Here is a 25,979-nt window from a genome sequence, read left to right as displayed (position 1 = left end):
GTGCCTCAGCCGCCGTTGATGCGGCCGACCAACGCCTTGGTGAAAGCCGCCGTGTTCGCCGTGCCACCCAGGTCGCCGGTGCGCACCTTGTCGACATTGAGCGTCTGGTCGATGGCCGTGCGCAGGCGCGTGGCCAGCTCGGGCATCTTGGTGTGGTCGAGCATCATCGCGGCGGCCAGCAGCAGCGCGGTGGGGTTGGCGATGCCCTTGCCGGCAATGTCGGGCGCCGAGCCGTGCACGGCTTCGAAGATGGCCGCGTCGGTGCCGATGTTGGCGCCGGGCGCCATGCCCAGGCCGCCGACCAGGCCGGCCACCAGGTCGGAGAGGATGTCGCCGAACAGGTTGGTCGTCACCAGCATGTCGAACTGCCAGGGGTTGAGCACCAGCTTCATGGCGCAGGCGTCCACGATGATCGAGTCGAGCTCGAACTTGCCCTTGTACTTTTCTTCGTAGAGCTGCAGGCCGGTTTCCAGGAAGAGGCCGGTCAGCACCTTCATGATGTTGGCCTTGTGCACCAGCGTGACCTTCTTGCGGCCGGTGGCAATGGCGGTCTCGAACGCGTACTCGAGCACCCGGCGGCAGCCCTGGCGCGTGTTGATGCCGGTGGCCATGCCCACGGCATGCGGGTCGTCGTCGATGCGCACGTAGTGCTCGTGGCCGATGTACAGGCCCTCGAGGTTCTCGCGCACGATCATCAGGTCGATCTTCTCGAAGCGGCCGCCCGGAATGATGGTGCGCGCGGGGCGCAGGTTGGCGTAGAGCTGAAACTCTTCACGCAGCCGCACGTTAGAGGAGCGGTAGCCGCCGCCCGAGGGCGTCTCCAGCGGGCCCTTCAGCGCGAGGCGCGTGCGGCGGATGCTGTCGAGCGTGGCGGCCGGCAGCGGGTCACCCGAGGCCTTGACGCCGCCGAGACCGGCGATCTGGGTGTCCCAGGTGAAGGGGGCCTTCAGCGCGTCGAGCGCGGCCAGCGTGGCGTCGACGATTTCCGGGCCGATGCCGTCACCGGGTATCAGTGTTGCGGGAATGGGAGTGGTCATGGGTTGGGCGCTCAGGTCGGTTGGCGAAAGAACTTGTGGGGACCCGTCGTCCTGCGTCATGTGCATCACGTACGGCAAGCGCAGCGAACACTCGCCGAGCGGTCTCCGCCGGGAATCATCCCACGGCGTGCCAGCGCGGCGGGATCAAGACCTTATGCGCCCGGCGAAGCGGCCGATTTCCGGCCGGCGTTCCGCCCAAGCCTCAACGTTCTTCGAGACCGTCGAGTTCGTAGCTGTAGAGCGACTCGCCCTTGGCGGTCTTCACCTGCATCTTGATGACACCGTACTGCGGCGCGTACCAGGAGTCGACCGAGTTGTCGTCGCCGCGCGAGCGCACATGGCAGACGTTTTCGAAGGTGCGAGCGTTGTAGTTCGGGTTCAGCTCCAGGTTTTCGAAGCCCACGAAAACGTGCTCCGACTGGTACTTCTTGTCGAAATCGAAGGCCTCCTTGCCTGCGCTCGTCGTCTTCACGCCCTTGCCGGCCAGCTTGAACGTGGCGCCCGGCTTCACATCGGCCGGCACTTCGGGGAACGGCGCCGCGAAGACTTCCTTGATGACCACCTTGCCGGCGTTGCCGCCCAGCGCCGCGACACCGTACTGCTCGGAGCCCAGCCGCTGCCGGCCGGTTTCGTCGAAGAACTTCGTGGTCTTGACGCCGCCATCGGTGCTCACCACGCCCATGGCGGCCTTGCCCGCGAACCGGGCCTTGACGATCTGGATCTTCGAGCGATCGCTCAGCGTGTAGGCCACACCGGGCTTGAGCTGGAAGCAGTCGGCAAAAGAGGGTGCAGCGGCAATGGCGCTGGTGGTTGCCGCGGCCGCGATGGCCGCGCCCAGAATGGCCTTGAAACCAAATGACTTGGTGCTGTGCATGGAGTCCTCCTTGTTGTTTGAGGCGGAAATCATGCCATGTGAATTTCGCTGTTTTTCCGGCTCATGGCAGGTCGTCGGGCATCTCCTGATCGAGCAGCGAAGCGCGGCTCACGACGCGGCCCGGCGCGAGCAACGCACCGGGCGCGATCACTGCATTGGCACCAATCCGCGCCCCATCGCCGATCAGCGCACCGAACTTCTCGCAGCCCGTGGGCTGCAGCGCGCCACGCGCTCCACTGCGCACGAAGATCTCTTTGTCGGCGCGCTCGTTGCGGTGGTTGCACACGATGCTGCCGGCCTCCATGTTGACGCCCGCGCCCAGCACCGAGTCGCCGACGAAGTTGAAGTGCGCAAGCGCCGTGCCGGCAAACACGAAGGACGATTTCAGCTCCACGCCCGGGCCGATGCTGCAGTGCGCATCGACCCAGTTGCCGCCGCGCAGATAGGCGCCCGCGGCCACGAAGCAGCCGGGCCCGAGGATCAGCGGGCCCTTCAGCACCGCGCCGGGCTCGACGCGCGTGCTGCGGTGCACGGCCACCTCGCCGTCGACAAGGTAGTCATCGGCCGGCAGCCCGGCCAGCAAGCGGCGCACGATGTCGGGTGCATGCAGCGGCAGTTCCCAGGGCAGCGAGGCGGCCCATGGCGCCAGGGGCGAGCCGGCAAATCCGGCGATGTAGTCGGCAAGGTCGATGGCATGCGGCATGGGGGCGATGCTGCCAGCAAACCCGCACGCCGGGCGGGCCACCTAAAATGCGCGGTTCCGTCAGCTCCACTCCCGAAAGCGCCCTCCCCGATGTCCGCCCCGCGCAAGCTCTTCGTTACCACCGCCCTGCCGTACGCCAACGGCAAGTTCCACATCGGCCACATGATGGAATACATCCAGGCCGACATCTGGGTGCGGAACCAGCGAATGAATGGCGCCGAGGTCAACTTCGTGTGCGCCGATGACGCCCACGGCGCCGCCATCACCATTGCCGCCGACAAGGCCGGCGTGACGCCGCAGGCCTTCGTGGCCGAGATTGCCGCGGGCCGCAAGCCCTACCTGGACGGCTACTTCATCTCCTTCGACAACTGGCACTCGACCGACGCACCCGAGAACCACCAGCTGGCGCAAGACATCTACCGCGACCTGCGCGCCAACGGCCTGATCAGCACCAAGAGCGTCGAGCAGTTCTACGACCCTGAAAAGGGCATGTTCCTGGCCGACCGCTTCATCAAGGGCGAGTGCCCCAACTGCCACGCCAAGGACCAGTACGGCGACAACTGCGAGGTGTGCGGCGCCGTGTACGCGCCCACCGAGCTCATCAACCCCTACTCGGCCCTGTCGGGCGCCAAGCCCGAGCTGCGCAGCTCGGACCACTTCTTCTTCAAGCTGTCGGACCCGCGCTGCGAGGCCTTCCTGAAGGAATGGACCGCCGCCCCCGGCCACGTGCAGAGCGAGGTGCAGAACAAGATCCGCGAGTGGCTCTACAAGGACGACGAAGGCAAGGGCGGCCTGGGCGACTGGGACATCAGCCGCGACGCGCCCTACTTCGGCATCGAGATCCCCGATGCGCCGGGCAAGTACTTCTACGTGTGGCTGGACGCGCCCGTGGGCTACCTGGCGTCGCTGAAGAACCTGCTGGACAAGCGCTGCATCGAGCTGGGCGGCGACGGCATTTCGTACACCGAGTACATGGCCGACCCAGACCTGGAGCAGGTGCACTTCATCGGCAAGGACATCATCACCTTCCACACGCTGTTCTGGCCCGCGATGCTGCATTTCAGCGGCCGCAAGGCGCCCGACGCGGTGTACGTGCACGGCCACCTCACGGTGAGCGGGGAGAAGATGAGCAAGAGCCGCGGCACCGGCATCGACCCGCTCAAGTACCTGTCGATCGGGCTGGACCCGGAGTGGCTGCGCTACTACATCGCGGCCAAGCTCAACGGCCGCAACGAGGACATCGACTTCAACCCCGAGGACTTTGTGGCGCGCGTCAACAGCGACCTCGTGGGCAAGTACATCAACATCGCGAGCCGCGCGGCGGGCTTCATCGGCAAGCGCTTCGAAGGCAAGCTGGGCCAAGTGTCGGCCGACGGCGCGGCGCTGCTGGCCGCCCTGCGCGATGCCTCGGCCCAGGTCCATTCGCTGTACGACAGCCGCGACTACGCTCGCGCGCTGCGCGAAGTGATGGCGCTGGCCGACAAGGTGAACGAGTACGTCGACCAGAACAAGCCTTGGGAGCTGGCCAAGAAAGAAGGCGCCGAGGCGCGGCTGCACGATGTGTGCACCGTGTGCATCGAAGCCTTCCGCCTGCTCACGCTGTACCTGAAGCCGGTGCTGCCGGCGCTGGCGGTGAACGTGGAGGCTTTCCTGAAGATCGCGCCGCTGCACTGGAGCGACGCGGCACAGGCGCTGCCGGCCGGCCACGCCATCGGCGACTACAAGCACCTGATGCAGCGTGCGGACGCCAAGCTGGTCGACAAGCTGTTCGACACGCCCGAACCCGCAGCAGTCGCGCCTGCTTCCGCTGAAGCTCAAGTGCTGCCGGGCGGCGAAGCCATCGCGCCCCCCATCACCATCGACGACTTCGCCAAGATCGACCTGCGCATCGCGCAGATCGTGGCCTGCGAGAAGGTCGAGGGCTCGACCAAGCTGCTGCGTTTGACGCTGGACGCGGGTGAAGGAAAGACCCGCAATGTGTTCAGCGGCATCGCCTCCGCCTACCAGCCCGAGCAGCTCGTGGGCAAGCTCACCGTGCTGGTCGCCAACCTCGCGCCGCGCAAGATGAAGTTCGGCGTGAGCGAAGGCATGGTGCTGGCCGCCAGCCATGGCGACGAAAAGGCCCACCCGGGCATCCACGTGCTCGAACCCTGGCCGGGCGCCACGCCGGGCATGTGCGTTCGCTGACCTGCAAGGACACCCGCCATGACCACGCCGCACCGCGCCCTTTTGATGCTGTCTCTGTCCGGCGTGTTCGCCCTGCTGGGCGGCTGCGCGGTCGTGACCGTGGCGAGCACCGCGGTGAGCGTGGGCGCCAGTGCGGTCGGCCTGGCGGCCGATGCGGCCATCGGCACCGTGCGCATCACCGGCAAGGCGGTGGGCGCGGCGGCCGACGCGGTAATTCCCGACAGCCAGTAGCCGCGTTGTCGCCCGTTCAGGGCGCCTCGGTGCCCCGGTCGGGCGAAGAGCCGCTGCGCACCACGCGCTGGTCGTCGTTCAGCGTGGCGGTGAAGACCATCGGCGAGTTGGGCGGCTGCACCCAGCGCCATTCCCATTCGGTCTCGCGCTTCAGCGCATAGGGCGTGACCTTGGCGGGCTTGCCGAGCAGCTTGCGCAAGTCTTCCATCATCAGACCGGGCTTCACCTTGGCGAAGTTCTCGGGCGTGAGCACTTGGCGCAGCGCGCTCATCTTGCCGTCGGCACCGATGGTGATCATGTAGTTCTTCTGGCCCGCGGGCTGGCGGTTGTACTCGAAGACACGGCCACCGGGCGCGTCCCAGATGTTCTCGGGCTGGCCGAAACGGGCGCGCACATCGGCCTCGGTGGCCACGCCTTCTTCGAGCTCGCTGATGTTCCTGGAATCGCATGCGGCAAGCCCCAAGACCACCGCCAGCAACGCCGTTGCCATGCCAATCTGCCACCCTCGCCGTTGCGTCATGCCGTCCCCGGTAAAATTCGCGCCATAAAGGTCCAGTCTATGTCCATCTTCCGTCGCCCCCACTACTCCTCCGAGATCACCAACTTCATCGAAGAGATGAAGGAAAAGAAGCCCACGCTGGAAGCCGAACAACGCGCCGGCCGCGCCCTTCTGTGGGACAAGCACCTCGACCGCAGCCTGCTGAACGAGTACAGCGAAGGCAGCGTGCCCATGCAGCCGTACGTCTACCAGACGCAATCCAAGTAATTGTCGATGCCGAATTGGCAGGACACGCACGTCCACATTGCGCAACTCGCTATTGAATTGATAGCGGCCGCCCAATGAGCAGAAACGAGGACACCGGCGCGCTGGTGGTCGCCATGCCCGACGTGGTCGACCAGGTCGCGCTTGCCAGGCTGTATGGCGAGCCGCTGTTCGCGATGCCGAAGGACCTGTACATCCCGCCCGAGGCGCTGCAGGTGTTTCTGGAGGCCTTCGAAGGCCCGCTGGACTTGCTGCTCTACCTGATCCGCAAGCAGAACTTCAACATTCTCGACATTCCGATGGCGGGGCTCACGCGGCAGTACCTGAGCTACGTCGACGAAATTCGCCAGACCAATCTGGAGCTGGCGGCTGAATACCTGCTGATGGCCGCGATGCTGATCGAGATCAAGTCGCGCATGCTGCTGCCGCCCAAGAAGGTGGCCGACGGCGAAGAGGCGGAAGACCCGCGCGCGGAGCTCGTGCGCCGCCTGATGGAGTACGAGCAGACCAAGCTGCAGGCCGCCGCCATCAGCGCCCTGCCGACTTACGGGCGCGACTTCTGGAAGGCGCAGGTGTACATCGAGCAGTCGCTCAAGCCGCGCTTCCCGGAGGTGGACGTGGTCGAGTTGCGCGACGCGTGGGCCGACATCATGAAGCGCGCCAAGCTCGTGCAGCACCACAAGATTTCGCGCGAAGAGCTCAACGTGCGCGAGCACATGAGCATCGTGCTGCGCCACCTGCAGGGGCAGCGCTTCGTGGAGTTCGAAAAGCTGTTCGACCCCTCGCGCGGCTCGCAGGTGCTGATCGTCACCTTCATTGCGATGCTCGAACTCGCGAAAGAGACGCTGATCGACATCACGCAGGCGGAAGCCTTCGCCCCCATCTACGTCCGGCTGGCCTACGCGCCGACCTGATTCAACCGGTTCCTGCCCGCCCGTGAACTCCGCCGTGCGCGACTTCGACGTTCTCATCGTCGGCAGCGGCCTGGCCGGCCTGTCGGCCGCGCTGCACCTGGCCCCCACGCACCGCGTGGCCGTGCTGACCAAGCGCGCGCTGAACGACGGCTCCAGCGCCTGGGCGCAGGGCGGCATTGCGGCGGTGCTGGCCGCGGGCGACAGCTTCGACGCGCATGTGCAGGACACGCTGGTGGCCGGCGCCGGCCTGTGCGACCCCGAGGCCACGCGCTTCGTGGTCGAGCATGCGCCCGAGGCCATCGGCTGGCTGCGCGAACTGGGCGTGCCGTTTTCCGAAGAAGGCGGCAACCTGCACCTGACGCGCGAAGGCGGCCACAGCCAGCGCCGCATCGTGCACGTGACCGACGCCACGGGTGCCGCCGTGCAGCAGGTGCTGATCGAGCGGGTGCGCCGCACACCGAACATCACGCTGTTCGAGCACCACACGCTGGTCGACCTCATCACCGGCACCAAGCTCGGGCTGGCAGACCCGGCCTGCGTGGGCCTGTACGCGCTGGACGGCGACACCGACGAGGTGCTGGCGTTTCGCGCGCCGCACACCATTCTGGCGACGGGCGGCGCGGGCAAGGTCTACCTGTACACCACCAACCCCGACACCGCCACCGGCGACGGCATTGCCGCGGCGTGGCGCGCGGGCTGCCGGGTGTCGAACATGGAGTTCATCCAGTTCCACCCGACCTGCCTGTACCACCCGCATGCCAAGTCGTTCCTGATCAGCGAAGCGGTGCGCGGCGAAGGCGGGCTGCTGAAATTGCCTGAATCGGCGGGGGGCACGCGCTTCATGCCCGCACACGACGCGCGCGCCGAACTCGCGCCGCGCGACGTGGTGGCGCGCGCCATCGACTTCGAGATGAAGAAGCACGGGCTCGACTGCGTGTACCTCGACATCTCGCACCAGCCGGCCGCGTTTCTGCAGGAACACTTTCCCAACATCCTGGCGCGCTGCGCCGAGCTGGGCATCGACATCACGCGCGAGCCCATTCCCGTGGTGCCGGCCGCGCACTACACCTGCGGCGGCGTGCTCAGCGACTTGAGCGGGCGCACCGACATTCCGGGCCTGTACGCCATCGGCGAGACCGCCTGCACCGGCCTGCACGGCGCCAACCGGCTGGCCAGCAACTCGCTGGTCGAGTGCATGGTTTTCGCGCGCGCGGCGTCCAGCGCCATTGCCGAAGCGCCTGCGCGCGAACCCGCCGTGCTGCCCGCCTGGGACGACAGCCGAGTGACGGACGCCGACGAGGCAGTGGTGATCTCGCACAACTGGGACGAGCTGCGCCGCTTCATGTGGGACTACGTGGGCATCGTGCGTACCAACAAGCGCCTGGAGCGCGCGAGCCATCGCATCGCGCTGCTGCAGGCGGAGATTCAGGAGTTCTATGCGAACTTCCATGTCACGCGCGACCTGCTCGAACTGCGCAACCTGGTGCAGGTGGCCGAGCTGATCGTGCGCTGCGCCCAGGCCCGCCACGAGAGCCGGGGCCTGCATTTCAGCCGCGACTATCCCTCGCTTGCCGAGCCCACGGCACCGACGGTGCTGTCACCGCTGGCACCCACGGTGCTGGTGCCGCCCGGCGGCTGACGACCCACCCGCTTTCGTTTTGTCACTCAAGGATGCCCGGCCACCGACGCCCGCAGGGAGAAACCCAACCATGTCGAACACAAGCCCCAACGCCAGCACGTCAAGCACGTCCGGTGCGTCGCCCTATGGCACGCTGCCGCCGGCCTCCCTGCCCGCCTCGCGCAAGCCCGTGAGCCTGCCGCGCCTGGCGGAGATGCATGCACGCGGCGAGAAGATCGCCATGCTCACGGCCTACGACGCCACCTTCGCGGCCATGGCAGACGCGGCGGGCATCGACTGCCTGCTGGTGGGCGACTCGCTCGGCATGGTCTGCCAGGGCCTGAACAGCACGGTGGGCGTGAGCCTGGAGGCCATGCGCTATCACACCGACAGCGTCTCGCGCGGTCTGCGCCGCGTGCAGGGCACGGCCTGGCTCATTGCCGACCTGCCCTTCGGCAGCTACCAGGAGTCGCGCGAGCAGGCGTTGCGCAGCGCCACGGTGCTGATGCAGGCCGGCGCGCACATGGTGAAGCTGGAAGGCGGCGGCTGGACCACCGACACCGTGCGCTTTCTGGTGGCGCGTGGCATTCCGGTGTGCGCCCACCTCGGCCTGACGCCGCAGACGGTGCATGCGCTGGGCGGCTACCGCGTGCAGGGCAAGGGCGACGAAGCCGGCGCGCTGCTCAAGCAGCAGGCCCACGCGCTGCAGGACGCGGGCGCGGCCATGCTGGTGCTGGAGATGGTGCCGGCCGCGCTGGCCGCCGAGCTCACGGCCGAACTGAAGCACTGCGCCACCATCGGCATTGGCGCCGGCCGGGCCACCGCCGGCCAGGTGCTGGTGTTGCACGACATGCTGGGCATCAACCTTGGGAAGATGCCGAAGTTCGTGCGCAACTTCATGGCCGACGCGCCGGGCGTGCTGCCCGCGCTGCAGGCCTATGTGCGCGCCGTCAAGGACGGCAGCTTTCCCGACGACCGGCTTCATGCCTGGTAAGGATCAAAGGAACCCACTCCCATGTACATCGCCACCACCGTCGAAGAACTGCGCGGTCGCCTGTCCGCCAGCAAGCGTCCGGCCTTCGTGCCCACCATGGGCAACCTGCATGACGGGCACATCGCGCTCGTCAAACAGGCCAAGCCGCTGGGCGACGCCACGGTAGCGAGCATCTTCGTGAACCGGCTGCAGTTCTTGCCGCACGAAGACTTCGACACCTACCCGCGCACCTGGGACAGCGACTGCGAAAAGCTGCGCGCCGCCGGCTGCGACGTGCTGTTCGCGCCCACCGAGAAGGTGCTCTACCCCGAGCCCCAGACCTGCAAGGTGCACCCCGACCCGGCGCTGGCCGACATTTTGGAAGGGCACTTCCGGCCGGGCTTCTTCGTCGGCGTGTGCACGGTGGTGATGAAGCTCTTTCAATGCGTGCAGCCGCGCGTGGCCGTGTTCGGCAAGAAGGACTACCAGCAGCTCATGGCAATCCGCCACATGGTGCGGCAGTTTGCGATGCCCATCGAGATCGTCGGCGGCGAGACCTTTCGCGCCGACGACGGCCTGGCGCTGTCGTCGCGCAACGGCTACCTGAGCCGGGACGAGCGCGCCGAGGCGGTGCAGTTGTCCAAGGCGCTCAAGGCCATGGCCGAGGCGGTGCGTGCGGGCGAGACCGATTTGGCCGCGATCGAAGCGCGGGCAATGCAGACGCTGGCGCAGCGCGGCTGGCAACCGGACTATCTTGTGCTGCGGCGCCGCGCCGACCTGCGGGAGCCCTCCCCCGGTTTGCGCGGCGAGCCGCTCGTGGCACTGGCCGCGGCGCGCCTGGGCAGCACGCGGCTGATCGACAACCTGGAGATCGAGGCGCCCACGGCGTCGTGACATTTTTATGAGCTACAGCGTCAAGGAAATTTTCTACACCCTGCAAGGCGAAGGCGGCCAGGCCGGCATGCCGGCCGTGTTCTGCCGTTTTGCCGGCTGCAACCTGTGGAGCGGCCGCGAGGCCGACCGCGACACCGCCGTCTGCCGCTTCTGCGACACCGATTTCGTCGGCACCGACGGCACGTTGGGCGGCAAGTTCAAGACCGCCGACCTGCTGGCCGACACCATCGCCGCGCAATGGCCGGCGGGCGACGCCGACCACCGGCTGGTGGTGCTGACCGGCGGTGAACCCCTGCTGCAGGTGGACACGGCGCTGGTCGACGCGCTGCATGCGCGGCGCTTTCGCATTGCGGTGGAAAGCAACGGCACCGTCGAGGCGCCCGAAGGCATCGACTGGCTGTGCATCAGCCCCAAGGCCGGCGCGCCGTGGGTGCAGCAGCGCGGGCAGGAGCTCAAGCTGGTGTGGCCGCAGACCGCGTTCGACCTGGACACGGTGGCGCGCACCGGCGAGTTCACCCACCGCTTTTTGCAGCCGATGGACGGACCCGACCGGCTGGCCAATACCGAACTGTGCATTGCCGAATGCATGCGGCAACCCGCATGGCGCCTGAGCGTGCAGACCCACAAGATCACTGGAATCCGCTGAAGCGGCCACCCCTTTTTTCCTGAGTTTTTCGACGATGCGATTCACCATCAGCCAACGCTTTTTCTTCGACGCCGCTCACACGCTGAAGCGCGAGATCGAAGTCGAAGGCAGCCGCCGTGTTCACGGCCACACGTACCACGCGGAGGTGTGGCTCGCGGGCGAACGCGATCCCGAAACGGGCATGGTGATCGACCTGGGCCTGCTGCGCCGCCGGCTGGACGACGTGCGCGAGCAGCTCGACCATCACCTGCTGGACGATGTGCCGGGGCTGCACCCGCCGACGCTGGAAAACCTGTGCGTGTTCATTGCCGATGCGCTGCCGGATCTGCGGGGGTCGCTGGCGCGGGTGCGGGTGTGGCGGGAGGCGCTGGGGGACAGTTGCACGGTGGAGTTCTGAGGTTGCTCCCTCCCCTTCCGGGGGAGGGAGCAACACGGGGTCAGGCCGCGCCGATGCCCGCTACCAAGCTCCCAGCCGCCTGCCCATTCTTCAACCCTGCCGTGAACGCCAGCATGCGGTCGATCGGCACCCTTGCCCGCAGCCCCAGCGCCGGATCGACGTGGATTTCTCCCGCCCCCGTCTCCAGCGCATTCGCCAGTTCCACCAACCCGTTCATCGCCATCCACGGGCAATGCGCGCAGCTCTTGCAGGTGCCGCCGTTGCCCGCCGTGGGCGCGGCGATGAAGGTCTTGCCGGGGTTCAGGGTGCGCAGCTTGTGCAGCATGCCTGTGTCGGTGGCCACGATGAATTCGCTCGCGTCCAGGCGCTGCGCGGCGTTCAGAATGGCCGAGGTGGAGCCCACCGCGTCGGCCAGCGCAATCACGTCCGACGGGGACTCCGGGTGCACCAGCACCTTGGCCTGCGGGTGTTGCTTCATGAGCAGTTCGAGCTCCAGCGCCTTGAACTCGTCGTGCACGATGCAGGCGCCGTTCCAGCTGACCATGTCCGCGCCGGTCTGGCGCTGGATGTAGTCGCCCAGGTGGCGGTCAGGCCCCCACAGAATCTTCTGCCCTGCCGCATGCAGCGCGTTCACCACGTCGAGCGCGCAGCTGGAGGTGACGAGCCAGTCGGCGCGCGCCTTCACGGCCGCGCTGGTGTTGGCGTAGACCACCACGGTGCGGTCCGGATGCCGGTCGCAGAAGGCGCTGAACTGTTCGACAGGGCAGCCCAGGTCGAGCGAGCAGTTCGCGTCCAGATCGGGCATCAGCACGCGCTTTTCGGGCGACAGGATCTTCGAGGTCTCGCCCATGAAGCGCACACCCGACACCACCAGCGTTTGCGCGGCATGGTCGCGGCCGAAGCGCGCCATCTCCAGCGAGTCGCTCACGATGCCGCCGGTTTCCTCGGCCAGGTCCTGCAGGTCGGGGTGCACGTAGAAGTGCGACACCTTCACCGCGTTGTGCTCGCGCAGTAGACGGCGAATGCGCTCTTTCAGCGCGGCGCGCTCGTCGGGCGACGGCGCGGGCGGCACGCGGGCCCAGGCGTGGCGGGTGTCGCACGTGGTGCCTTGCTCGGCGGGTTGTTCGTAGTCGACGTCGATGACTGCAGCGGTCGTCATGGGGCGTGTTCTTCTCGTTTTCTGGCTACTGAAAGCGCATCGAATAGTCGATGGCTTTCACATCCTTGGTCAGCGCGCCGACCGAGATGCGATCGACACCGGTCTCGGCCAGGGCGCGCAAGCCGTCGAGCGTCACGCCGCCTGAGATTTCGAGCACGGCCTTGCGTGCGTCGCCCGCCGCGTCGTTGATGCGCACGGCCTCGCGCAGCGTGGGCAGGTCCATGTTGTCGAGCAGCACCATGCGCGCGCCAGCCTCCAGCGCCTCGTGCAGCTGGGCCAGGGTTTCGACCTCGACCTCGACGAAGGCGGCCTGCGAAGCCACCGGCGCCACGGCGCGCAAGGCGGCCGCCACGCCGCCGGCTGCGGCAATGTGGTTTTCCTTGATGAGCACCGCGTCGTACAGGCCGATGCGGTGGTTCAGCCCACCGCCGGTGCGCACCGCGTACTTCTGCGCCAGGCGCAGGCCCGGAATGGTCTTGCGCGTGTCGACGATGCGCGCGCGGGTGCTGCGAATGGCGTCGGCATACAGCGCGGTCTTGGTGGCGACCGCGCTCAGCAACTGCAGAAAGTTGAGCGACGTGCGCTCGGCCGTCAGCAGTGCGCGGGCGGCGCCTTCGATCTCCAGCACGGTCTGCTCGGCGGTGCAGCGCTCGCCTTCGGCACAGAGCCACCGGATGCGCACGTTCGGGTCGAGTTGCCGCAGCGTGGCCTCGACCCATGGCGCGCCGCACACCACGGCGGCTTCGCGTGCCAGCACACGGGCGCGCGCGGTGCGCGTGGGGTCGACCAGCGAGGCGGTAAGGTCGCCGTCGGCAACGTCTTCCTGCAAGGCGCGCGCGGCGTCGGACTGGGCCAGCGCGGCCACGGCCGACGCTGAAAAATCGAAGCGAGGGCTCATGGTTCTCTTTGTCTCTGCGTTTTTTTTAGGGGGATTGGCGGGGAGAAGCCGAGGCGCCGGGCTGGACCGACTCCGGCACCGGGTCGCGCCCGGTCAGCGCGGCCACGGCGTCCTGCGGGCTCACGCGGCCGTCGAGCAAGGCGACCACGCCTTCGGCAATCGGCATCTCGATGCCGAGGCCGCGCGCGCGCTGCACCACGGTGCGGGCGCAGTACACGCCTTCGGCGACATGGCCCAGGGAATCGACGGCCTGCGCCAACGTGCGGCCCTGGGCCAGCAGCAGGCCGACCTTGCGGTTGCGCGACAGGTCGCCGGTGGAAGTCAGCACCAGGTCGCCCAGGCCCGAGAGGCCCATGAAGGTCTCGGCGCGCGCGCCCAGCGCAAGGCCGAAGCGTGTCATTTCGGCCAGGCCGCGGGTGATGAGCGCCGCGCGGGCGTTCAGGCCCAGCGCAAGGCCGTCGCACAGGCCGGTGGCGATGGCCAGCACGTTCTTCACCGCGCCGCCCACTTCGACGCCCACGATGTCTTCGTTGGCGTACACGCGCAATGCGGGTCCGTGGAAGGCGTCGACCAGCGCATCGCGCACGCTGGCATGCGGGCTGGCGGCAACCAATGCGGTGGGGCGGCCTTCGGCGACCTCTTGCGCGAAGCTGGGGCCGCTGAGCACGCCGGCTCTCAAGCCGGGCGCAACCTGCGCCCATATTTCGTGGGCAAGCAGGCCGAAGGATGCGGGGGAAGTGTCCAGCGCGGGCTCGACGCCCTTGCACAGCCACGCCACCTGCGCGGCGGTGCCACGCAGTGCGACCAGCTGTTCGCGCAAGGCCGCCATGGGGGTGGCGACGATGACAAGGTCGGCGCCGACCTGCGCCAAGGCGATGTCGCCCGCGCGCACGGCCAGCGAGGCCGGCAGGGCCAGCCCGGGCAGGTAGCGGGTGTTTTCACGCGCGGCCGACATGGCGTCGGCCTGGGCGGCGTTGCGCGCCCAGAGCGTGACCTCGTGGCGGGCCGCCGCGTTGACTGCGACGGCCGTGCCCCAGGCACCGGCGCCATGAACGCAGATCTTCATCGTGCGTTGGCGGCGTTGTGCCGGTTTACTGCGTCAGGGTCGGCGCGGCGGCTTGGCCGGCGGCCTGCGCTTGCTGCTGCTCGTACATCGCCTGGAAGTTGATTTCGGCGAGGTGCACGGGCGGGAAGCCGCCGCGCTGGATCACGTCGGCCACGTTGCCGCGCAGGTACGGGTACACGATTTGCGGGCAGGCGATGCCCAGGATGGCGCCCATCTGGTCTTCGGGCAGGTGGCGGATCTCGAAGATGCCGGCTTGCTTGGCTTCGACCAGAAACACGGTCTTGTCGCCGATCTTGGTCTGCACGGTGGCCGACACGGTGATCTCGAAGATGCCGTCAGCCACGGGCTGGGCGTCCACGCCGAGCTGGATGTCGACGGTGGGTTGCTCTTGTTCCAGCAGGATCGCGGGCGAATTGGGTTGCTCGAGCGACAGGTCCTTGAGGTAGACGCGCTGGATCTGAAAAATGGGATCTTGGGCTTGCTGGTCGGCCATGGCTGAACTTTCGAGGATCAAAACAATGCCCGCCGGGGAGAGGTTCCCGCAGCGGGCTGCAGATGGAAGAGCGGGCGATTATCGCCCGGTGACCGGGCCACTTCCGTGACGCCGGTTGCTTTGTGTTTCAGGAACCTTGCAGCAGCGGAACCAGGCCGCCACGGCTGTCCAGCGCCATCAGTTCGTCGCAGCCGCCGACGTGCGTCTCGCCAATGAAGATCTGCGGCACCGTGCGGCGCTGGGTGATTTCCATCATGGCGGCGCGGGCCTGCGGGTCGGTGTCGATGCGGATCTCTTCGATCTGCTCGACGCCCTTGGACTTCAGGATCTGCTTTGCACGGGTGCAGTACGGGCAGACGGCGGTGGTGTACATCTTGACGGCTTGCATGCTCTTTACCTTGGGAAGACTCAGGCTTTTTCAACCGGCAGGTTAGCGTCTTTCCAGGCCTTCAGCCCGCCAGCGACCGCTTGGGCCTGCTCATAACCGAGCTTCTTGGCGGTGGCCACGGCGCGCTGGGCGCGCGCGCCGGTGGCGCACACAAGCAGCAGCGGCACGTTCTTGTTCTTGACGGCGGCGGCGAGCTTTTCTTCGAGCTGCTTCAGCGGAACGTTCTTCGCGCCGATCATGTGGCCGGTGGCGAACTCTTCCGGCTCGCGCACGTCGACCAGCACGGCGCGCTCGCGGTTGATGAGCTGCACGGCGCCCTGCGCGGTGAGCGTTCCGCCGCCCGCGCCCCGCACCAGCGGCCAGGCGAGCATGGCGCCCGAGCTGAGCGCGATCAGGATCAACATCCAGTTCGCGGTGACGAATTCGATCAATTTCACGAGGGTTCCTTGAATGGCAAACCGGGGATTTTAGAATGCGAGGTTTCGCAAGCGCAGCCAAAGGCCTCCCACATGCACAAACTGGTACTGATCCGTCACGGCGAATCCACCTGGAATCTCGAAAACCGCTTCACTGGATGGACCGACGTCGACCTGACCGAGACCGGCGTGGAGCAGGCCAAGCAGGCCGGCCGGCTGCTCAAGGCCGAGGGCTACGACTTCGACGTCGCCTACACCAGCGTGCTCAAGCGCGCCACCCGCACCCTGTGGCACACGCTAGACGAGCTCGACCGCACCTGGCTGCCCGTGGTGCACTCCTGGCGCCTGAACGAGCGCCACTACGGCGGCCTGCAGGGCCTGAACAAGGCCGAGACCGCCAAGAAGTACGGCGACGAGCAGGTGCTGGTGTGGCGCCGCAGCTACGGCACCCCACCCCCGCCGCTGGAAACCACCGACCCGCGCAGCGAGCGCGGTGACGTGCGCTACGCCAAGCTGTCGCCCGAGCAGATTCCGCTCACCGAATGCCTGAAGGACACGGTCGCCCGCGTGCTGCCGTTCTGGAACGAATCGATGGCGCCGGCCATCCGCACCGGGCGCCGCCTGGTGGTGGCGGCCCACGGCAACTCGATCCGCGCGCTGGTGAAGTACCTCGACGGCATCTCGGACGACGCCATCGTCGGCCTGAACATTCCGAACGGTATTCCGCTGGTCTACGAGCTCGACGACGACCTGAAGCCGCTTCGCCACTACTACCTCGGCGATGCCGCGGCCGCCGAACGGGCCGCCGCCGCGGTGGCTTCGCAAGGTAAAGGCTGAAGAAACCCCTTTCTGCCGGCCACTTCGTGGAACCCCGGCAGGCAATTTGCTTCCAAGCTGTGTATATTGGTTCGACAGCCGCCGACAAGGACAACCACTCATGATGGGCAAGAAATTGAAGATCACCGGCTGGGTCGCCGCCGGCGCCGTAGCTGGCGTCCTGACCACCGTCTCGTTGCAGACAGTCGCACGCGGATCGCTTGCGCCACTGCCGCTCGAGGAATTGCAGCAACTCGCTGCCGTCTTCGGCATGGTCAAGAGCGACTACGTGGAGCCGGTCGATGAGAAAAAGCTCATCTCCGACGCCATCTCCGGCATGGTTGCCGGGCTCGACCCGCATTCCCAGTACTTCGACAAGAAGTCCTTCAAGGAATTCCGCGAAGGCACCACCGGCCGATTCGTCGGCGTGGGCATCGAGATTTCGCAGGAAGACGGCCTGATCAAGGTTGTTTCTCCCATCGAAGGCTCCCCGGCGTTTCGCGCCGGCCTGAAGCCCAATGACCTGATCACCAAGATCGACGACACCGCCGTGCGCGGCCTGTCGCTGAACGAGGCGGTCAAGCGCATGCGCGGCGAAGTCAACACCAAGGTGCTGCTGACCATCTTCCGCAAGGACGAGAGCCGCACCTTCCCGGTGACGATCACGCGCGAAGAAATTCGCACGCAGTCGGTGCGCGGCAAGATGATCGAACCCGGCTACGGCTGGATTCGCCTGTCGCAGTTCCAGGAGCGCACCGTCGACGACTTCGTCAAGAAGATCGACGAGCTCTACAAGGAAGACCCGAACCTCAAGGGCCTGGTGCTCGACCTGCGCAACGACCCGGGCGGCCTGCTCGACGCGGCGGTGGCGGTGTCTTCGGCCTTCCTGCCCGAGAACGTCACGGTGGTCACCACCGATGGCCAGCTGGCCGAAAGCAAGTCGGTCTACAAGGCGGCGCCGGAGTTCTACCAGCGCCGTTCGGGCAGCGACCCGCTGCGCAGCCTGCCGGCCGCGCTGAAGACCGTGCCGCTGGTGGTGCTGGTGAACGAAGGCTCGGCCTCGGCCAGCGAAATCGTGGCCGGCGCGCTGCAGGACCACAAGCGTGGCGTGATCATGGGCAGCCAGACCTTCGGCAAGGGCTCGGTGCAGACGGTGCGCCCGCTCGGCCCCGACACCGGCCTGAAAATCACCACGGCGCGCTACTACACGCCGAGCGGCACCTCGATCCAGGCCAAGGGCATCGTGCCCAACGTGCTGGTCGACGAAAGCGCCGAAGGCAGCCCGTTTGCCGCCCTGCGCATGCGCGAGGCCGACCTCGAGAAGCACCTGGCCAGCGGCCAGGGCCCCGAAGTGAAGGACCCGGAACGCGAAAAGGCCCGTGACGAAGCCCGCAAACGCCTCGAGGAAGAGGCCAAGAAGCCGCCACAGGACCGCAAGACGCCTGAGTTCGGCACCGACAAGGACTTTCCGCTGGTGCAGGCCATCAACCGCCTGAAGGGCCAGCCGGTGCTGGTCAGCAAGACGCAGGTGATCGTCGAGAACAAGGAAGAGAAGAAGGAAAACTGATCCGGTGGCGCATGGAAGATAGCGAGCTGCTGCGCTACTCGCGCCACATCCTTCTGGAAGAGTTCGGCATCGACGGCCAGGAGCGCGTCAGTGCCGGGCGGGTTCTTGTCATTGGCGCCGGCGGGCTGGGCTCGCCGGTGGCCCTGTACCTCGCGGCAGCGGGTGTCGGCCACATCACGCTGGTCGACGACGACGAGGTCGATCTCACCAATCTCCAGCGACAGGTCGCGCACACGCATGCGCGGGTCGGGCACTCCAAGGTCGAATCTGCCGCGCAGGCCATGCGCGACATCAATCCCGGTATTTCCATCGAAACCCACGCCGTGCGGGCGGACGAGGCACTGCTGTCACGCCTGGTCGCAAAGGCCGATGTGGTGGTCGATTGCTGCGACAACTTTTCGACCCGCCACGCGGTGAATCGCGTTTGCGTGATGCATGCCAAGGCGCTGGTGGCGGGCGCAGCAATCCGCTTCGATGGGCAGTTGAGCGTTTACGACACCCGCGACGCCGTTTCGCCCTGCTACGCCTGCCTGTTCCCGCCCGATGCGGCCTTCGAGGAAACGCGCTGCGCGGTGCTGGGGGTCTTCGGGCCGGTGGTCGGCACCATCGGCACCTTGCAGGCGAGCGAAGCGCTCAAGCTGCTGGCGGGCATCGGCCCGTCGCTGGCGGGCAAGCTGTTGATGTTCGACGGGCGCAGCACCTCGTTCGACACGTTGCGCGTGGCGCGCGACCCGCAGTGCGGGGTTTGCGCACAGCGCCCTTCTTTGCCCGCGTCCCTTTCAGCAGCTGCCGCTTAAGGCTTGGCAGCCTGCTTGGCGCCCTTGGCCCGGGCAGCGCCGTTGGCGGCCGCGCCGGCGGTCGGCTTGTTCGCGCCCGCCAGCACGCCCGTGCAATCGGCATCGGCGCCGGGACCGGTTTCGATGGTTGCGGCCAGCGCCAGCAAGGGGTTGATGGCGCCCAGTGCCAACGCAGCGAGCCCGCGCTCGGCCAGCGGCCCGACCTGCACACCGCCCCGGGGCGCGCCAAAAGTCCCACTCACCACCAGCGGCGTGCGAATCGACAGGATGCTCTTGCTCTTGGGCTCAGGCCGAACCACGAAGTCCAGCCCCTCGGTGGCCAGGTTAGCCTGCCCGGTGGCGGTGAACAGCGCATTGGTCGTATCTACCACCAGGGTGCGCCCCGTCATCAGACCCTTGTTGACGTCGAAGGCAATCGCCGCGCAACGCAGCTCGACATTGCGGTCGCCGCGCAGCAGGAATTTGATGATGTCGCCGCCCACGAGCGTGGCGAACACCGGCAACAGGTTGCCAAACTGACCGCTCCCCGAAATGACCGCCACATCGCCCGACACACCACCCAGCCAGTTGGCCACCGTGGTGCCCGAGCCCGAAAGGTTGATGCGCCCGTCCAGCCGCCCCACGCTGTTTCCGGTGGTCTCCAGCTTGGGAATGAGGCGCGCCAGCTGCATGGCGCGCACATCGAGCGAGGCCCGGATGTCTGCCGGATTCTTTGAAGCATCGATACGGATTGCACCGGCCAGCTTGCCGCCGGCCACGCCCAGGTCGAGCGGGTCGAGCGTGAGCACGCCGTCGGCGAGCTTGACCTGCACGCTGCCCCGGTCGAGCGGAATGTCCCGCACGTTCTGAATCTTGTCAGCCGTGTATTTCACGTCGGCATTCATGGCGCGCAGGCGTTCGAAGTCGAGCGGCGCGGTGGGCAGCACCTTGCCGCCCGGGCGCTTGACTTGCGTGACGGTGGGCGGCGGGGCAACGCCCTCCACGGTGTTGGCGGTGCGCGCCGTGGGCGGCAGGCCGATCAGCGGGCCCAAGTCGTCCATGTTCATCACGCGCGAGCGCAGGTCGCCTGCCAGGCGCGGCAGTTGGCCGGCCTGGTCGAAGCGCATGTCGCCGGAAATGTCGGACAGGCCCAGCTTGCCCTTGAGGGCCGTGGCCTCCCACAGCTTGCCGCGCTTGTCCAGCTTTCCACTCAGCGCGTAAGGCGAGGTCTGTGGCAGCGCAATGCCGAGCAACGGGAACAAGGCGCCCAGCGTCTGCCCCTTGATGTCGAACTTGGCATCGATGCCATCAAGGTCCGACAACTGGGCCACGGTGCCTGCGGCCTTCAGCTGGGTCTGCCCTGCCGCGGCGTTGATCTCTATGGGGAACGGCGGCGCGCCGACTGCGTTGATCTGCAGCACGTTGCCGGTGCGCCCATTGGCGGTCAGCGGCTGGCCCTTGTAGCGGCCCTTGATGCGGTAGTTGAGCGGCATCTCGCCGCGGTTGGTGTCGTAGCTCAGGTCGGCATGGATGTCCACGCCAAGATGCTTGGCCAGAAAATCGACCACGCCGGTGTCGATCTGGATCAGGCCGATGTCGGGCACTGTTCCCGAGTCGGACGTGTCCTTGCCAAGCGCCCAGGTGCGGCGGCCATCGGCTTCCATCTGCAGGCCCACAGCGGGCGAAAACAACGCCAGGCGCGGAATCACGATCTTGCTGGCCAGCAGCGGCCAGATGCGGATGTCGAATTCCGCGCGATCGGCCTTCACCAGATAGGGGTCGCGTGCCCAGTCGGGGTTGGCGAACTCGATGCCATCGAATTTGACGGTGGCTTGACGCCAACCCAGGCCGACGTCCAGGCGACGCGTGATCTCGAACTTGCGCCCGGTCTTCTCGCTCACATAGCGGTTGAGCGGCTCGCGCAGCACGTCCCACGGAAAAAACATCAATACGAGGACCAGCGCCGCGAACAGCAGCACGACGGAGCCAAGCAGTTTTTGCCAAAGCGGCCGGGTGCGGAATAGGTTCGTTGCCATGGTGTGCTTGTTAACCCACGATAGGCGCCATCAGGGTCGTCCATCGACCGCACGGGCCGTGGGGCATTGCCTACGGACAGGGCTGCAATGCAATTCAGGTGCAAACGTCGGAACCCGCCTACAGCGCCCAGCCCACGAAGCTTGCATGATGCGCGACGGAATGAATGCAAGCTTCGCCGGCAGTCATTTCCCGCGGTGGAAAGCTGCGGAGGCACCAGCCAACGTCAGAAGAAGCGCGGTTCGGCATGGATTTCAGATTGCAGACATACGCTGTCGAAGACAAGCTCAAGATCCGTGAAACCCCTATTGCCCACCCGTAAGAGCGCACGCACAGCGCGGTCGTCGACCATGCCGAGACCGACCACGCGGCGCGCGAAATCGATGGGCTGCTGGATTTTCGACTCGCACCGCGGCCGGCGCACCGACCGGGCCCGAGTGCATGCCGCTGAGGGCCCCTTCCCGCTCCCAGCGTCCGCTTCAGTCGATCAGCTTGTTTTTCAGCGCGTAGTACGTCAGGTCGCTGTTGGAAGAAAGGTTCATCTTTTCCATCAGGCGCGTGCGGTACGTGCTCACGGTCTTCACGGACAGCGACAGCGTCTTGGCAATGTCGCCGGCGGTCTCGCCCTTGGCCAGCTTCAGGAAAACCTGAAACTCGCGTTCGGACAGCTGCTCGTGCGGCGCGGCGTCGTCCTTGCGGTCGAGCTGGCGGGCCAGCAGTTCAGCCACGGCGGGCGTGATGTAGCGACGGCCCAACGAAATGGTGCGAATGGCGTTCACGATCTCGATGGGATCGCACTCCTTGTTCAGGTAGCCGCTCGCGCCCTGACGAATCAGGTTCATCGCGTAATGTTCTTCCGGGTAGCCGCTCAGGATGAGAATGCCCACGTCCGGCGCCTTGGCGCGAATCATGGCGAGCGCGTCGATACCGCTTTGCCCGGGCATCGAAAGGTCCATGACCAGCACATCCAGCTCCGTGGTACGCACCAACTCGATGGCTTCGCGCCCGCTGGCAGCTTCGCCCGCCACGCGCAGGTCCACGTGCTCGGAGAAGAACTGCCGGAGGCCCGATCGCACGATGGCGTGGTCGTCCACAATTCCAATTTTGATCATCTGTTACTTTCGTCGTTGTGTTGCGGACATCCGGGCGGCAACATTCCGGGTCCCTGATAGTTGTCAATTATTCACGAACTTGCGTCACAAGCAGCCTCGAAAGTTTCATGCACTGGTTAGCCCCTCAAAAAATGGCCGTGAGCCTGCTGCTCGCGGCACTTGCCGCGCTGGCCCTCGTCGGCATCAACGAGGCGGGCTATCGGCAGTCCAGCCGCGCCCTGGCCGACATCGAAGAGGCGCAGCAGGTGCACGGCACGCTGAACCAGATCCTGCAGAACATGCTGGACGCCGAGACCGGTCAGCGAGGCTATCTGCTCACCGGTGAACCCAGCTACCGACAACCCTACGACACGGCGGTGAAGGAGGTCGACGGCCACATCGCCGCGCTGCGCCAGCTGTATGCCGGGCGCCAGACCGAGCTCGCCCAGCTCACCGAACTGTCGAAGCACGTGCTGCGCAAGGTGGCCGAGATGGACATGAGCGTGCGGCTGCGCCAGGACGGCAAGGAGGACGCCTGGAAGTTCGTCATGACCACGGACGTCGGCCGCGAGGAAATGGACGCCATCCGCAACACCGCCGGAGAGCTGGTGAAGATCAGCAACACCACCCTGCACCAGAGCCAGGCGCAGGTGCTGAAGTCGCTGCGGCTGGCGCGCGCGGGCACCGCCATCGTGGCGCTGGCCGCGTTGATCGCCTTCTTTCTGTACCTGCGGCAGACCCATGCGCTGCGCTTGATCGGCGAGCGCCAGAAGGAAACCTTGCAGCGCGAACGCAACGCCCTGGAAGACGAGGTGCGCGAGCGCACCGCCTCTCTGGCCGAGTTGGCCACCCACTTGCAGGACGTGCGCGAAACCGAGCGCGGCTTTCTCGCGCGCGAACTGCACGACGAACTGGGCTCGCTGCTGACGGCGGCCAAGCTCGACGTGGCACGACTGAAGTCGCGGCTGGCAGATGCACCCGACGCCATTCAGCGCCTGCAGCATCTGACCGAGTTGCTCAACAGCGGCATTGCGCTGAAGCGCCGCATCATCGAGGACCTGCGCCCTTCGTCGCTGTCGAACCTGGGGCTGGTGGCGTCGCTGGAAATCCTGGGTCGCGAATTCGCCGAGCGTTCGGGCCTGCAGATAGAAATGGCGCTGGAGCCGGTGACGATGGACGAGTCGCGCCAGCTCACCATCTACCGCATGGTGCAGGAGAGCCTGACCAACATCGGCAAGTACGCGGAGGCCAGCGAGGCCACCATCGTGATGAAGAACTACGAGAACCATGTGATCGTGGAAGTCGCCGACAACGGCAAAGGCTTCGATACGCAGCGCATGCGCCCGTCGACGCACGGCCTGGCAGGCATGCGCCACCGCGTGGAAGCGGCACGCGGCAAGCTCTCGGTATCTTCCACGCCCGGCAAGGGCACGCTGCTGAGCGCCATGCTGCCCGTGGTCAAGGCGGCCGCGGGCGCCTGATCTTCAAGCCTCTTCATCACGCCGCACGCTTTGTCGGAACGCGGCGGAACTGCTTCACGCCGCGCCGCCCGGGCCACTCGGCCTCCTCCTACGCACCCCGCCACCGACCGCTGACAGGTCCCCGGCGGGGTCGCATTTAAGGTTGCTCCTGTGCTGAGGAATTTCTCCCAAGAGATCCCGAATGCGCCGTTTCAAAGACAACGAGGCAACCCTCGAAGGAGTTCCGCATGTTGCACTACACCGTGGTATTTCTGGTCATCGCGCTGATCGCCGCATTGCTCGGATTCAGCGGCATCGCTGCCGGCGCTGTCGGGATTGCAAAGATCCTTTTCGTGATCTTCGCCATCCTTGCCATTGCCAGCTTTGTTGCCGGCTTGCTCCGACGCAAGTAGCGTCGTTACGATCCACAGGCTCCCGCATTTCATCTTCCCGAAAAGGACTTTCACATGAACACGAACAAGACCGCCTCGCAACTCGCAGACGACGCACGCCAGACCGCCAACGACGCGGTGGAATCCACCCGCGCTTACGCACAGAACGCTGTGAACGCAGCCGGCGAAAAGGTCCGCGACCTGCGCCGCGACGCGGAACCCGCTGTCGAACAACTCGCAGCCCGCGTGCAGCAAGCCGTGCAGCGCGGCCTGGACGCAGCGTCGACCACCAGCGCACGCGCACAGCGCCGCCTGGAAGCCGCCGCAGACGTGACCGGCCGCTACATCTCCGACCAGCCGGTGCGTTCGGTGCTGCTGGCAGCCGCAGCCGGCGCGGCCATCACCGCGCTGATCGTGCTGGCCAGCCGCCGCACACGGGACGACTACTGATCCGCTGAGTCACCGTTGTTCCACTGATCCCCGGCACCATGCTTCATCCCATTTTTTCCACGGTGCTCGGGCATCCCGAACTCGTCGCCGATCACATTGCCAACTACGCGGCTCTGATTCGAGAGGAAACCTCTCAGGCAGGCCGTGGCTTGGTCAAGCGCATCGTCGCGGGGGTGCTGGCAGCCGCCAGCGCCATGTTGGCACTGGGGCTGATCGGCGTTGCCGTGCTCCTCGGTGTTCTGCACGGTAGTTTTCACTGGGTGCTGGTCGCGGTGCCTGGTGTGGCGATCGTCATTGCGGGCCTCAGCGCCTGGTATGCGACACGACCCAGCCCGACCCACGGATTCGATGACCTGCGCTCACAGGTCAATGCCGATCTGCAGGCCTTGCATGAAGCAGGAGCGCACCATGACCAGCACTGACCGCTCTTCTGCCCTGACGCCCAAACAGCGCCTTGCGCTGTCTCGGCGCGCTTTGGTCCGCCAACTTCATGGCGGTTCAGAGGCTTACGACGACAATCAGCGGACTTCTGCGCAAAACGCCGACGACGCGCTGGAATACGCGCAGCGAGACGCCTCGATGGCGCTACCTCCGCTTGGCGAACACGACGGGCATGCACCCGGCATCGGTGCCAACGTTTGGTTTTCGATGGGGCGCAGCGTTGCTCAACGCTGGTGGCGGCGTCACCCTGCACACGCGGTCGGGCAATTGGCGCGGCCGCTGCTGGAACGCTATGCGCGCAAAAAGCCCGCGAAGTTGATGGCGATTGCCGCAGCCACGGGCGCCGTGGTGGTGCTCGTCAAACCGTGGCGATTGCTGTCGGTTACGGCCGTGCTCGCAGCGGTACTGAAAACATCCGACATGGCTGACGTTGTCAGCACGTTGATGCAAAAGAACCAAAGCCCCTCACGAAAGGACCTTCCATGAAAGCCAATGCTTCTTCTGCTGCCCAGGGCGCCGGCCACGAGCGTCTGGTGCTCGATCAAAGCGGGTTGGACGCTGCCCGCCAGAGCCTCGATGACGGCGCCGTCACGCCCAGCTATGGGCCATGGCGCGACGACGTGGTCAAGCTGCTGAACGATGCGCTGGCCACTGAGCTGGTGTGCGTGCTGCGCTACAAGCGCCACCACTTCACCGCCAACGGCGTCGAATCGCCTGCAATTGCAGACGAATTCCTGGTGCATGCCAACGAAGAGTCAGGCCATGCCGATCGCATTGCAGAGCGCATCGTGCAACTCGGCGGTGAGCCGGACTTCGCGCCGAACCATCTTCAAGACCGCAGCCATGCAGCGTATGACGACTCGACCGATCTGCAATCGATGGTCCGCGCAAACCTGATTGCGGAGCGTATCGCCGTGGAGTCGTACCGTCAGATGATCGCCCTGATCGGCGACAAGGACCCGACAACGCGTCGGATGCTCGAAGACATCCTTTCGGATGAAGAAGAGCATGCGGACGAGTTGAAGGACTGGCTGAAGCACTGATATTCAACTCGGCGTGCAATTAAAAAGCCCGATGGATTCATCGGGCTTTTTTTCGTCTTGTTGGGGGGTGTTTATTTGCGCGTTTAAATCCGGCTGGATTTTCTTCGGCATCTAATTCCCATTTCTGCAAAGCAAAAAACCCCAGTCATTGCTGACTGGGGTTTTCTGGGCTGTAAGAGCCTGACGATGACCTACTTTCACACGGGAACCCGCACTATCATCGGCGCTGAGTCGTTTCACTGTCCTGTTCGG

The 25,979-nt window shown here is 66.2% G+C and carries 30 protein-coding genes; 18 read left to right on the top strand and 12 right to left on the bottom strand.

Going from position 1 to position 25,979, the window contains the following annotated elements; genetic code table 11:
- Positions 1-5: 5 nt before the first annotated feature.
- The 3 genes from VLK31_RS16745 to VLK31_RS16735 form a co-directional block, all read right to left on the bottom strand.
- Entirely contained in the window at positions 6-1,037 is a 1,032-nt protein-coding gene (locus VLK31_RS16745) for an isocitrate/isopropylmalate dehydrogenase family protein (RefSeq protein WP_409169543.1), read from the bottom strand.
- Between the two features lie 202 nt (positions 1,038-1,239).
- On the bottom strand, positions 1,240-1,911 hold the full coding sequence (locus VLK31_RS16740) for a hypothetical protein (RefSeq protein ID WP_409169542.1): 672 nt from the start codon (positions 1,909-1,911) through the stop codon (positions 1,240-1,242).
- A gap of 61 nt (positions 1,912-1,972) precedes the next feature.
- Positions 1,973-2,614: an LpxA family transferase gene (locus VLK31_RS16735; RefSeq protein ID WP_409169541.1), complete on the bottom strand. Its 642-nt coding sequence runs from the start codon at positions 2,612-2,614 to the stop codon at positions 1,973-1,975.
- A gap of 90 nt (positions 2,615-2,704) precedes the next feature.
- On the opposite strand from VLK31_RS16735, the gene metG reads away from it, so the two are divergent.
- Positions 2,705-4,801, top strand: coding sequence for a methionine--tRNA ligase (gene metG / locus VLK31_RS16730; RefSeq protein WP_409169540.1), 2,097 nt, complete (start codon positions 2,705-2,707; stop codon positions 4,799-4,801).
- A gap of 18 nt (positions 4,802-4,819) precedes the next feature.
- Complete coding sequence (locus VLK31_RS16725; protein WP_409169539.1) at positions 4,820-5,032, top strand: hypothetical protein; 213 nt, start codon at positions 4,820-4,822, stop codon at positions 5,030-5,032.
- Between the two features lie 16 nt (positions 5,033-5,048).
- Here the strand turns inward: VLK31_RS16725 and VLK31_RS16720 are convergent, their stop codons facing one another.
- Positions 5,049-5,522 carry an outer membrane protein assembly factor BamE gene (locus VLK31_RS16720; protein WP_409169777.1) on the bottom strand — a complete coding sequence of 158 codons (474 nt, stop codon included), beginning with the start codon at positions 5,520-5,522 and terminating at the stop codon, positions 5,049-5,051.
- Between the two features lie 69 nt (positions 5,523-5,591).
- Between VLK31_RS16720 and VLK31_RS16715 the strand changes: the two genes are divergently transcribed.
- The 7 genes from VLK31_RS16715 (at position 5,592) to VLK31_RS16685 (ending at position 11,237) form a co-directional block, all read left to right on the top strand.
- Positions 5,592-5,798 (top strand): DUF3460 family protein, encoded by a 207-nt coding sequence (locus tag VLK31_RS16715; RefSeq protein ID WP_409169538.1) that lies wholly within the window; start codon positions 5,592-5,594, stop codon positions 5,796-5,798.
- Between the two features lie 74 nt (positions 5,799-5,872).
- Positions 5,873-6,709 carry a segregation and condensation protein A gene (locus tag VLK31_RS16710; protein ID WP_409169537.1) on the top strand — a complete coding sequence of 279 codons (837 nt, stop codon included), beginning with the start codon at positions 5,873-5,875 and terminating at the stop codon, positions 6,707-6,709.
- Between the two features lie 34 nt (positions 6,710-6,743).
- Entirely contained in the window at positions 6,744-8,348 is a 1,605-nt protein-coding gene (gene nadB, locus VLK31_RS16705; RefSeq protein WP_409169776.1) for an L-aspartate oxidase, read from the top strand.
- 70 nt (positions 8,349-8,418) lie between these two features.
- On the top strand, positions 8,419-9,321 hold the full coding sequence (gene panB / locus VLK31_RS16700; RefSeq protein ID WP_409169536.1) for a 3-methyl-2-oxobutanoate hydroxymethyltransferase: 903 nt from the start codon (positions 8,419-8,421) through the stop codon (positions 9,319-9,321).
- Between the two features lie 21 nt (positions 9,322-9,342).
- A complete protein-coding gene (gene panC, locus VLK31_RS16695; protein ID WP_409169535.1) occupies positions 9,343-10,194 on the top strand; it encodes a pantoate--beta-alanine ligase in 852 nt (283 codons plus the stop codon).
- 7 nt (positions 10,195-10,201) lie between these two features.
- The gene (gene queE, locus VLK31_RS16690) at positions 10,202-10,840 is read left to right on the top strand and encodes a 7-carboxy-7-deazaguanine synthase (RefSeq protein ID WP_409169534.1); all 639 of its coding nucleotides are present in this window, start codon (positions 10,202-10,204) and stop codon (positions 10,838-10,840) included.
- 34 nt (positions 10,841-10,874) lie between these two features.
- Positions 10,875-11,237 carry a 6-pyruvoyl trahydropterin synthase family protein gene (locus VLK31_RS16685; RefSeq protein ID WP_409169533.1) on the top strand — a complete coding sequence of 121 codons (363 nt, stop codon included), beginning with the start codon at positions 10,875-10,877 and terminating at the stop codon, positions 11,235-11,237.
- A gap of 40 nt (positions 11,238-11,277) precedes the next feature.
- Here the strand turns inward: VLK31_RS16685 and nadA are convergent, their stop codons facing one another.
- From nadA to VLK31_RS16655, 6 genes are all read right to left on the bottom strand, one after another.
- On the bottom strand, positions 11,278-12,396 hold the full coding sequence (gene nadA, locus VLK31_RS16680) for a quinolinate synthase NadA (protein ID WP_409169532.1): 1,119 nt from the start codon (positions 12,394-12,396) through the stop codon (positions 11,278-11,280).
- A gap of 25 nt (positions 12,397-12,421) precedes the next feature.
- Positions 12,422-13,294 (bottom strand): carboxylating nicotinate-nucleotide diphosphorylase, encoded by an 873-nt coding sequence (nadC, locus tag VLK31_RS16675; RefSeq protein WP_409169531.1) that lies wholly within the window; start codon positions 13,292-13,294, stop codon positions 12,422-12,424.
- 25 nt (positions 13,295-13,319) lie between these two features.
- The gene (locus VLK31_RS16670) at positions 13,320-14,360 is read right to left on the bottom strand and encodes an NAD(P)H-dependent glycerol-3-phosphate dehydrogenase (RefSeq protein WP_409169530.1); all 1,041 of its coding nucleotides are present in this window, start codon (positions 14,358-14,360) and stop codon (positions 13,320-13,322) included.
- Positions 14,361-14,385: 25 nt separating this feature from the next.
- The gene (gene secB / locus VLK31_RS16665; protein WP_409169529.1) at positions 14,386-14,853 is read right to left on the bottom strand and encodes a protein-export chaperone SecB; all 468 of its coding nucleotides are present in this window, start codon (positions 14,851-14,853) and stop codon (positions 14,386-14,388) included.
- Positions 14,854-14,980: 127 nt separating this feature from the next.
- Entirely contained in the window at positions 14,981-15,241 is a 261-nt protein-coding gene (grxC, locus tag VLK31_RS16660; protein WP_409169528.1) for a glutaredoxin 3, read from the bottom strand.
- Between the two features lie 20 nt (positions 15,242-15,261).
- A complete protein-coding gene (locus VLK31_RS16655; protein WP_409169775.1) occupies positions 15,262-15,645 on the bottom strand; it encodes a rhodanese-like domain-containing protein in 384 nt (127 codons plus the stop codon).
- A 105-nt stretch (positions 15,646-15,750) separates the two neighbouring features.
- On the opposite strand from VLK31_RS16655, the gene gpmA reads away from it, so the two are divergent.
- The 3 genes from gpmA to VLK31_RS16640 all read left to right on the top strand — a co-directional run bounded on the left by gpmA (position 15,751) and on the right by VLK31_RS16640 (position 18,837).
- Positions 15,751-16,494: a 2,3-diphosphoglycerate-dependent phosphoglycerate mutase gene (gene gpmA, locus VLK31_RS16650; protein ID WP_409169527.1), complete on the top strand. Its 744-nt coding sequence runs from the start codon at positions 15,751-15,753 to the stop codon at positions 16,492-16,494.
- Between the two features lie 103 nt (positions 16,495-16,597).
- Positions 16,598-18,040: a S41 family peptidase gene (locus VLK31_RS16645; RefSeq protein ID WP_409169774.1), complete on the top strand. Its 1,443-nt coding sequence runs from the start codon at positions 16,598-16,600 to the stop codon at positions 18,038-18,040.
- A gap of 11 nt (positions 18,041-18,051) precedes the next feature.
- A complete protein-coding gene (locus tag VLK31_RS16640) occupies positions 18,052-18,837 on the top strand; it encodes a HesA/MoeB/ThiF family protein (RefSeq protein WP_409169526.1) in 786 nt (261 codons plus the stop codon).
- On the opposite strand, the gene VLK31_RS16635 is transcribed toward VLK31_RS16640, so the two are convergent.
- Both VLK31_RS16635 and VLK31_RS16630 read right to left on the bottom strand, forming a co-directional pair.
- Positions 18,834-20,852, bottom strand: a complete 2,019-nt coding sequence (locus VLK31_RS16635) for an AsmA family protein (protein ID WP_409169525.1) — start codon at positions 20,850-20,852, stop codon at positions 18,834-18,836. The two genes, VLK31_RS16640 and VLK31_RS16635, sit on opposite strands and share 4 nt — an antisense overlap.
- 477 nt (positions 20,853-21,329) lie before the next feature.
- The gene (locus VLK31_RS16630) at positions 21,330-21,962 is read right to left on the bottom strand and encodes a response regulator transcription factor (protein ID WP_007837167.1); all 633 of its coding nucleotides are present in this window, start codon (positions 21,960-21,962) and stop codon (positions 21,330-21,332) included.
- A gap of 131 nt (positions 21,963-22,093) precedes the next feature.
- On the opposite strand from VLK31_RS16630, the gene VLK31_RS16625 reads away from it, so the two are divergent.
- The 6 genes from VLK31_RS16625 to VLK31_RS16600 all read left to right on the top strand — a co-directional run bounded on the left by VLK31_RS16625 (position 22,094) and on the right by VLK31_RS16600 (position 25,727).
- On the top strand, positions 22,094-23,422 hold the full coding sequence (locus VLK31_RS16625) for a CHASE3 domain-containing protein (RefSeq protein ID WP_409169773.1): 1,329 nt from the start codon (positions 22,094-22,096) through the stop codon (positions 23,420-23,422).
- Positions 23,423-23,649: 227 nt separating this feature from the next.
- Complete coding sequence (locus tag VLK31_RS16620) at positions 23,650-23,814, top strand: DUF1328 domain-containing protein (RefSeq protein WP_409169524.1); 165 nt, start codon at positions 23,650-23,652, stop codon at positions 23,812-23,814.
- 54 nt (positions 23,815-23,868) lie between these two features.
- Complete coding sequence (locus tag VLK31_RS16615) at positions 23,869-24,243, top strand: hypothetical protein (protein ID WP_409169523.1); 375 nt, start codon at positions 23,869-23,871, stop codon at positions 24,241-24,243.
- 38 nt (positions 24,244-24,281) lie between these two features.
- Positions 24,282-24,665: a hypothetical protein gene (locus tag VLK31_RS16610; RefSeq protein ID WP_409169522.1), complete on the top strand. Its 384-nt coding sequence runs from the start codon at positions 24,282-24,284 to the stop codon at positions 24,663-24,665.
- Complete coding sequence (locus tag VLK31_RS16605) at positions 24,652-25,170, top strand: hypothetical protein (RefSeq protein ID WP_409169521.1); 519 nt, start codon at positions 24,652-24,654, stop codon at positions 25,168-25,170. Before VLK31_RS16610 ends, VLK31_RS16605 begins: the two co-directional genes overlap by 14 nt.
- Complete coding sequence (locus VLK31_RS16600; protein ID WP_409169520.1) at positions 25,167-25,727, top strand: bacterioferritin; 561 nt, start codon at positions 25,167-25,169, stop codon at positions 25,725-25,727. The genes VLK31_RS16605 and VLK31_RS16600 overlap by 4 nt, the downstream gene beginning before the upstream one ends.
- Positions 25,728-25,979 lie beyond the last annotated feature (252 nt).

It is taken from the genome of Variovorax sp. H27-G14, assembly GCF_046156345.1.
In the GTDB taxonomy this organism is placed as follows: domain Bacteria; phylum Pseudomonadota; class Gammaproteobacteria; order Burkholderiales; family Burkholderiaceae_C; genus Variovorax.
Note: the sequence above shows the minus strand (reverse complement) of the source record. Positions and strands in the feature narration are given on the sequence as shown.

Bases quoted from the DNA above. Each gene is read 5' to 3' on its own strand.
- VLK31_RS16720 (WP_409169777.1), bottom strand. From the start codon at position 5,522: ATGGCAACGGCGTTGCTGGCGGTGGTCTTGGGGCTTGCCGCATGCGAT.
- VLK31_RS16735 (WP_409169541.1), bottom strand. From the start codon at position 2,614: ATGCCGCATGCCATCGACCTTGCCGACTACATCGCCGGATTTGCCGGC.
- VLK31_RS16645 (WP_409169774.1), top strand. From the start codon at position 16,598: ATGGGCAAGAAATTGAAGATCACCGGCTGGGTCGCCGCCGGCGCCGTA.
- panB (WP_409169536.1), top strand. From the start codon at position 8,419: ATGTCGAACACAAGCCCCAACGCCAGCACGTCAAGCACGTCCGGTGCG.
- secB (WP_409169529.1), bottom strand. From the start codon at position 14,853: ATGGCCGACCAGCAAGCCCAAGATCCCATTTTTCAGATCCAGCGCGTC.
- metG (WP_409169540.1), top strand. From the start codon at position 2,705: ATGTCCGCCCCGCGCAAGCTCTTCGTTACCACCGCCCTGCCGTACGCC.
- VLK31_RS16615 (WP_409169523.1), top strand. From the start codon at position 23,869: ATGAACACGAACAAGACCGCCTCGCAACTCGCAGACGACGCACGCCAG.
- nadA (WP_409169532.1), bottom strand. From the start codon at position 12,396: ATGACGACCGCTGCAGTCATCGACGTCGACTACGAACAACCCGCCGAG.
- VLK31_RS16740 (WP_409169542.1), bottom strand. From the start codon at position 1,911: ATGCACAGCACCAAGTCATTTGGTTTCAAGGCCATTCTGGGCGCGGCC.
- VLK31_RS16600 (WP_409169520.1), top strand. From the start codon at position 25,167: ATGAAAGCCAATGCTTCTTCTGCTGCCCAGGGCGCCGGCCACGAGCGT.
- panC (WP_409169535.1), top strand. From the start codon at position 9,343: ATGTACATCGCCACCACCGTCGAAGAACTGCGCGGTCGCCTGTCCGCC.
- VLK31_RS16610 (WP_409169522.1), top strand. From the start codon at position 24,282: ATGCTTCATCCCATTTTTTCCACGGTGCTCGGGCATCCCGAACTCGTC.
- grxC (WP_409169528.1), bottom strand. From the start codon at position 15,241: ATGCAAGCCGTCAAGATGTACACCACCGCCGTCTGCCCGTACTGCACC.
- VLK31_RS16670 (WP_409169530.1), bottom strand. From the start codon at position 14,360: ATGAAGATCTGCGTTCATGGCGCCGGTGCCTGGGGCACGGCCGTCGCA.
- VLK31_RS16620 (WP_409169524.1), top strand. From the start codon at position 23,650: ATGTTGCACTACACCGTGGTATTTCTGGTCATCGCGCTGATCGCCGCA.
- VLK31_RS16625 (WP_409169773.1), top strand. From the start codon at position 22,094: ATGGCCGTGAGCCTGCTGCTCGCGGCACTTGCCGCGCTGGCCCTCGTC.
- VLK31_RS16655 (WP_409169775.1), bottom strand. From the start codon at position 15,645: ATGTTGATCCTGATCGCGCTCAGCTCGGGCGCCATGCTCGCCTGGCCG.
- VLK31_RS16635 (WP_409169525.1), bottom strand. From the start codon at position 20,852: ATGGCAACGAACCTATTCCGCACCCGGCCGCTTTGGCAAAAACTGCTT.
- VLK31_RS16745 (WP_409169543.1), bottom strand. From the start codon at position 1,037: ATGACCACTCCCATTCCCGCAACACTGATACCCGGTGACGGCATCGGC.
- VLK31_RS16715 (WP_409169538.1), top strand. From the start codon at position 5,592: ATGTCCATCTTCCGTCGCCCCCACTACTCCTCCGAGATCACCAACTTC.
- VLK31_RS16640 (WP_409169526.1), top strand. From the start codon at position 18,052: ATGGAAGATAGCGAGCTGCTGCGCTACTCGCGCCACATCCTTCTGGAA.
- VLK31_RS16685 (WP_409169533.1), top strand. From the start codon at position 10,875: ATGCGATTCACCATCAGCCAACGCTTTTTCTTCGACGCCGCTCACACG.
- VLK31_RS16605 (WP_409169521.1), top strand. From the start codon at position 24,652: ATGACCAGCACTGACCGCTCTTCTGCCCTGACGCCCAAACAGCGCCTT.
- VLK31_RS16630 (WP_007837167.1), bottom strand. From the start codon at position 21,962: ATGATCAAAATTGGAATTGTGGACGACCACGCCATCGTGCGATCGGGC.
- VLK31_RS16725 (WP_409169539.1), top strand. From the start codon at position 4,820: ATGACCACGCCGCACCGCGCCCTTTTGATGCTGTCTCTGTCCGGCGTG.
- gpmA (WP_409169527.1), top strand. From the start codon at position 15,751: ATGCACAAACTGGTACTGATCCGTCACGGCGAATCCACCTGGAATCTC.
- VLK31_RS16710 (WP_409169537.1), top strand. From the start codon at position 5,873: ATGAGCAGAAACGAGGACACCGGCGCGCTGGTGGTCGCCATGCCCGAC.
- queE (WP_409169534.1), top strand. From the start codon at position 10,202: ATGAGCTACAGCGTCAAGGAAATTTTCTACACCCTGCAAGGCGAAGGC.
- nadC (WP_409169531.1), bottom strand. From the start codon at position 13,294: ATGAGCCCTCGCTTCGATTTTTCAGCGTCGGCCGTGGCCGCGCTGGCC.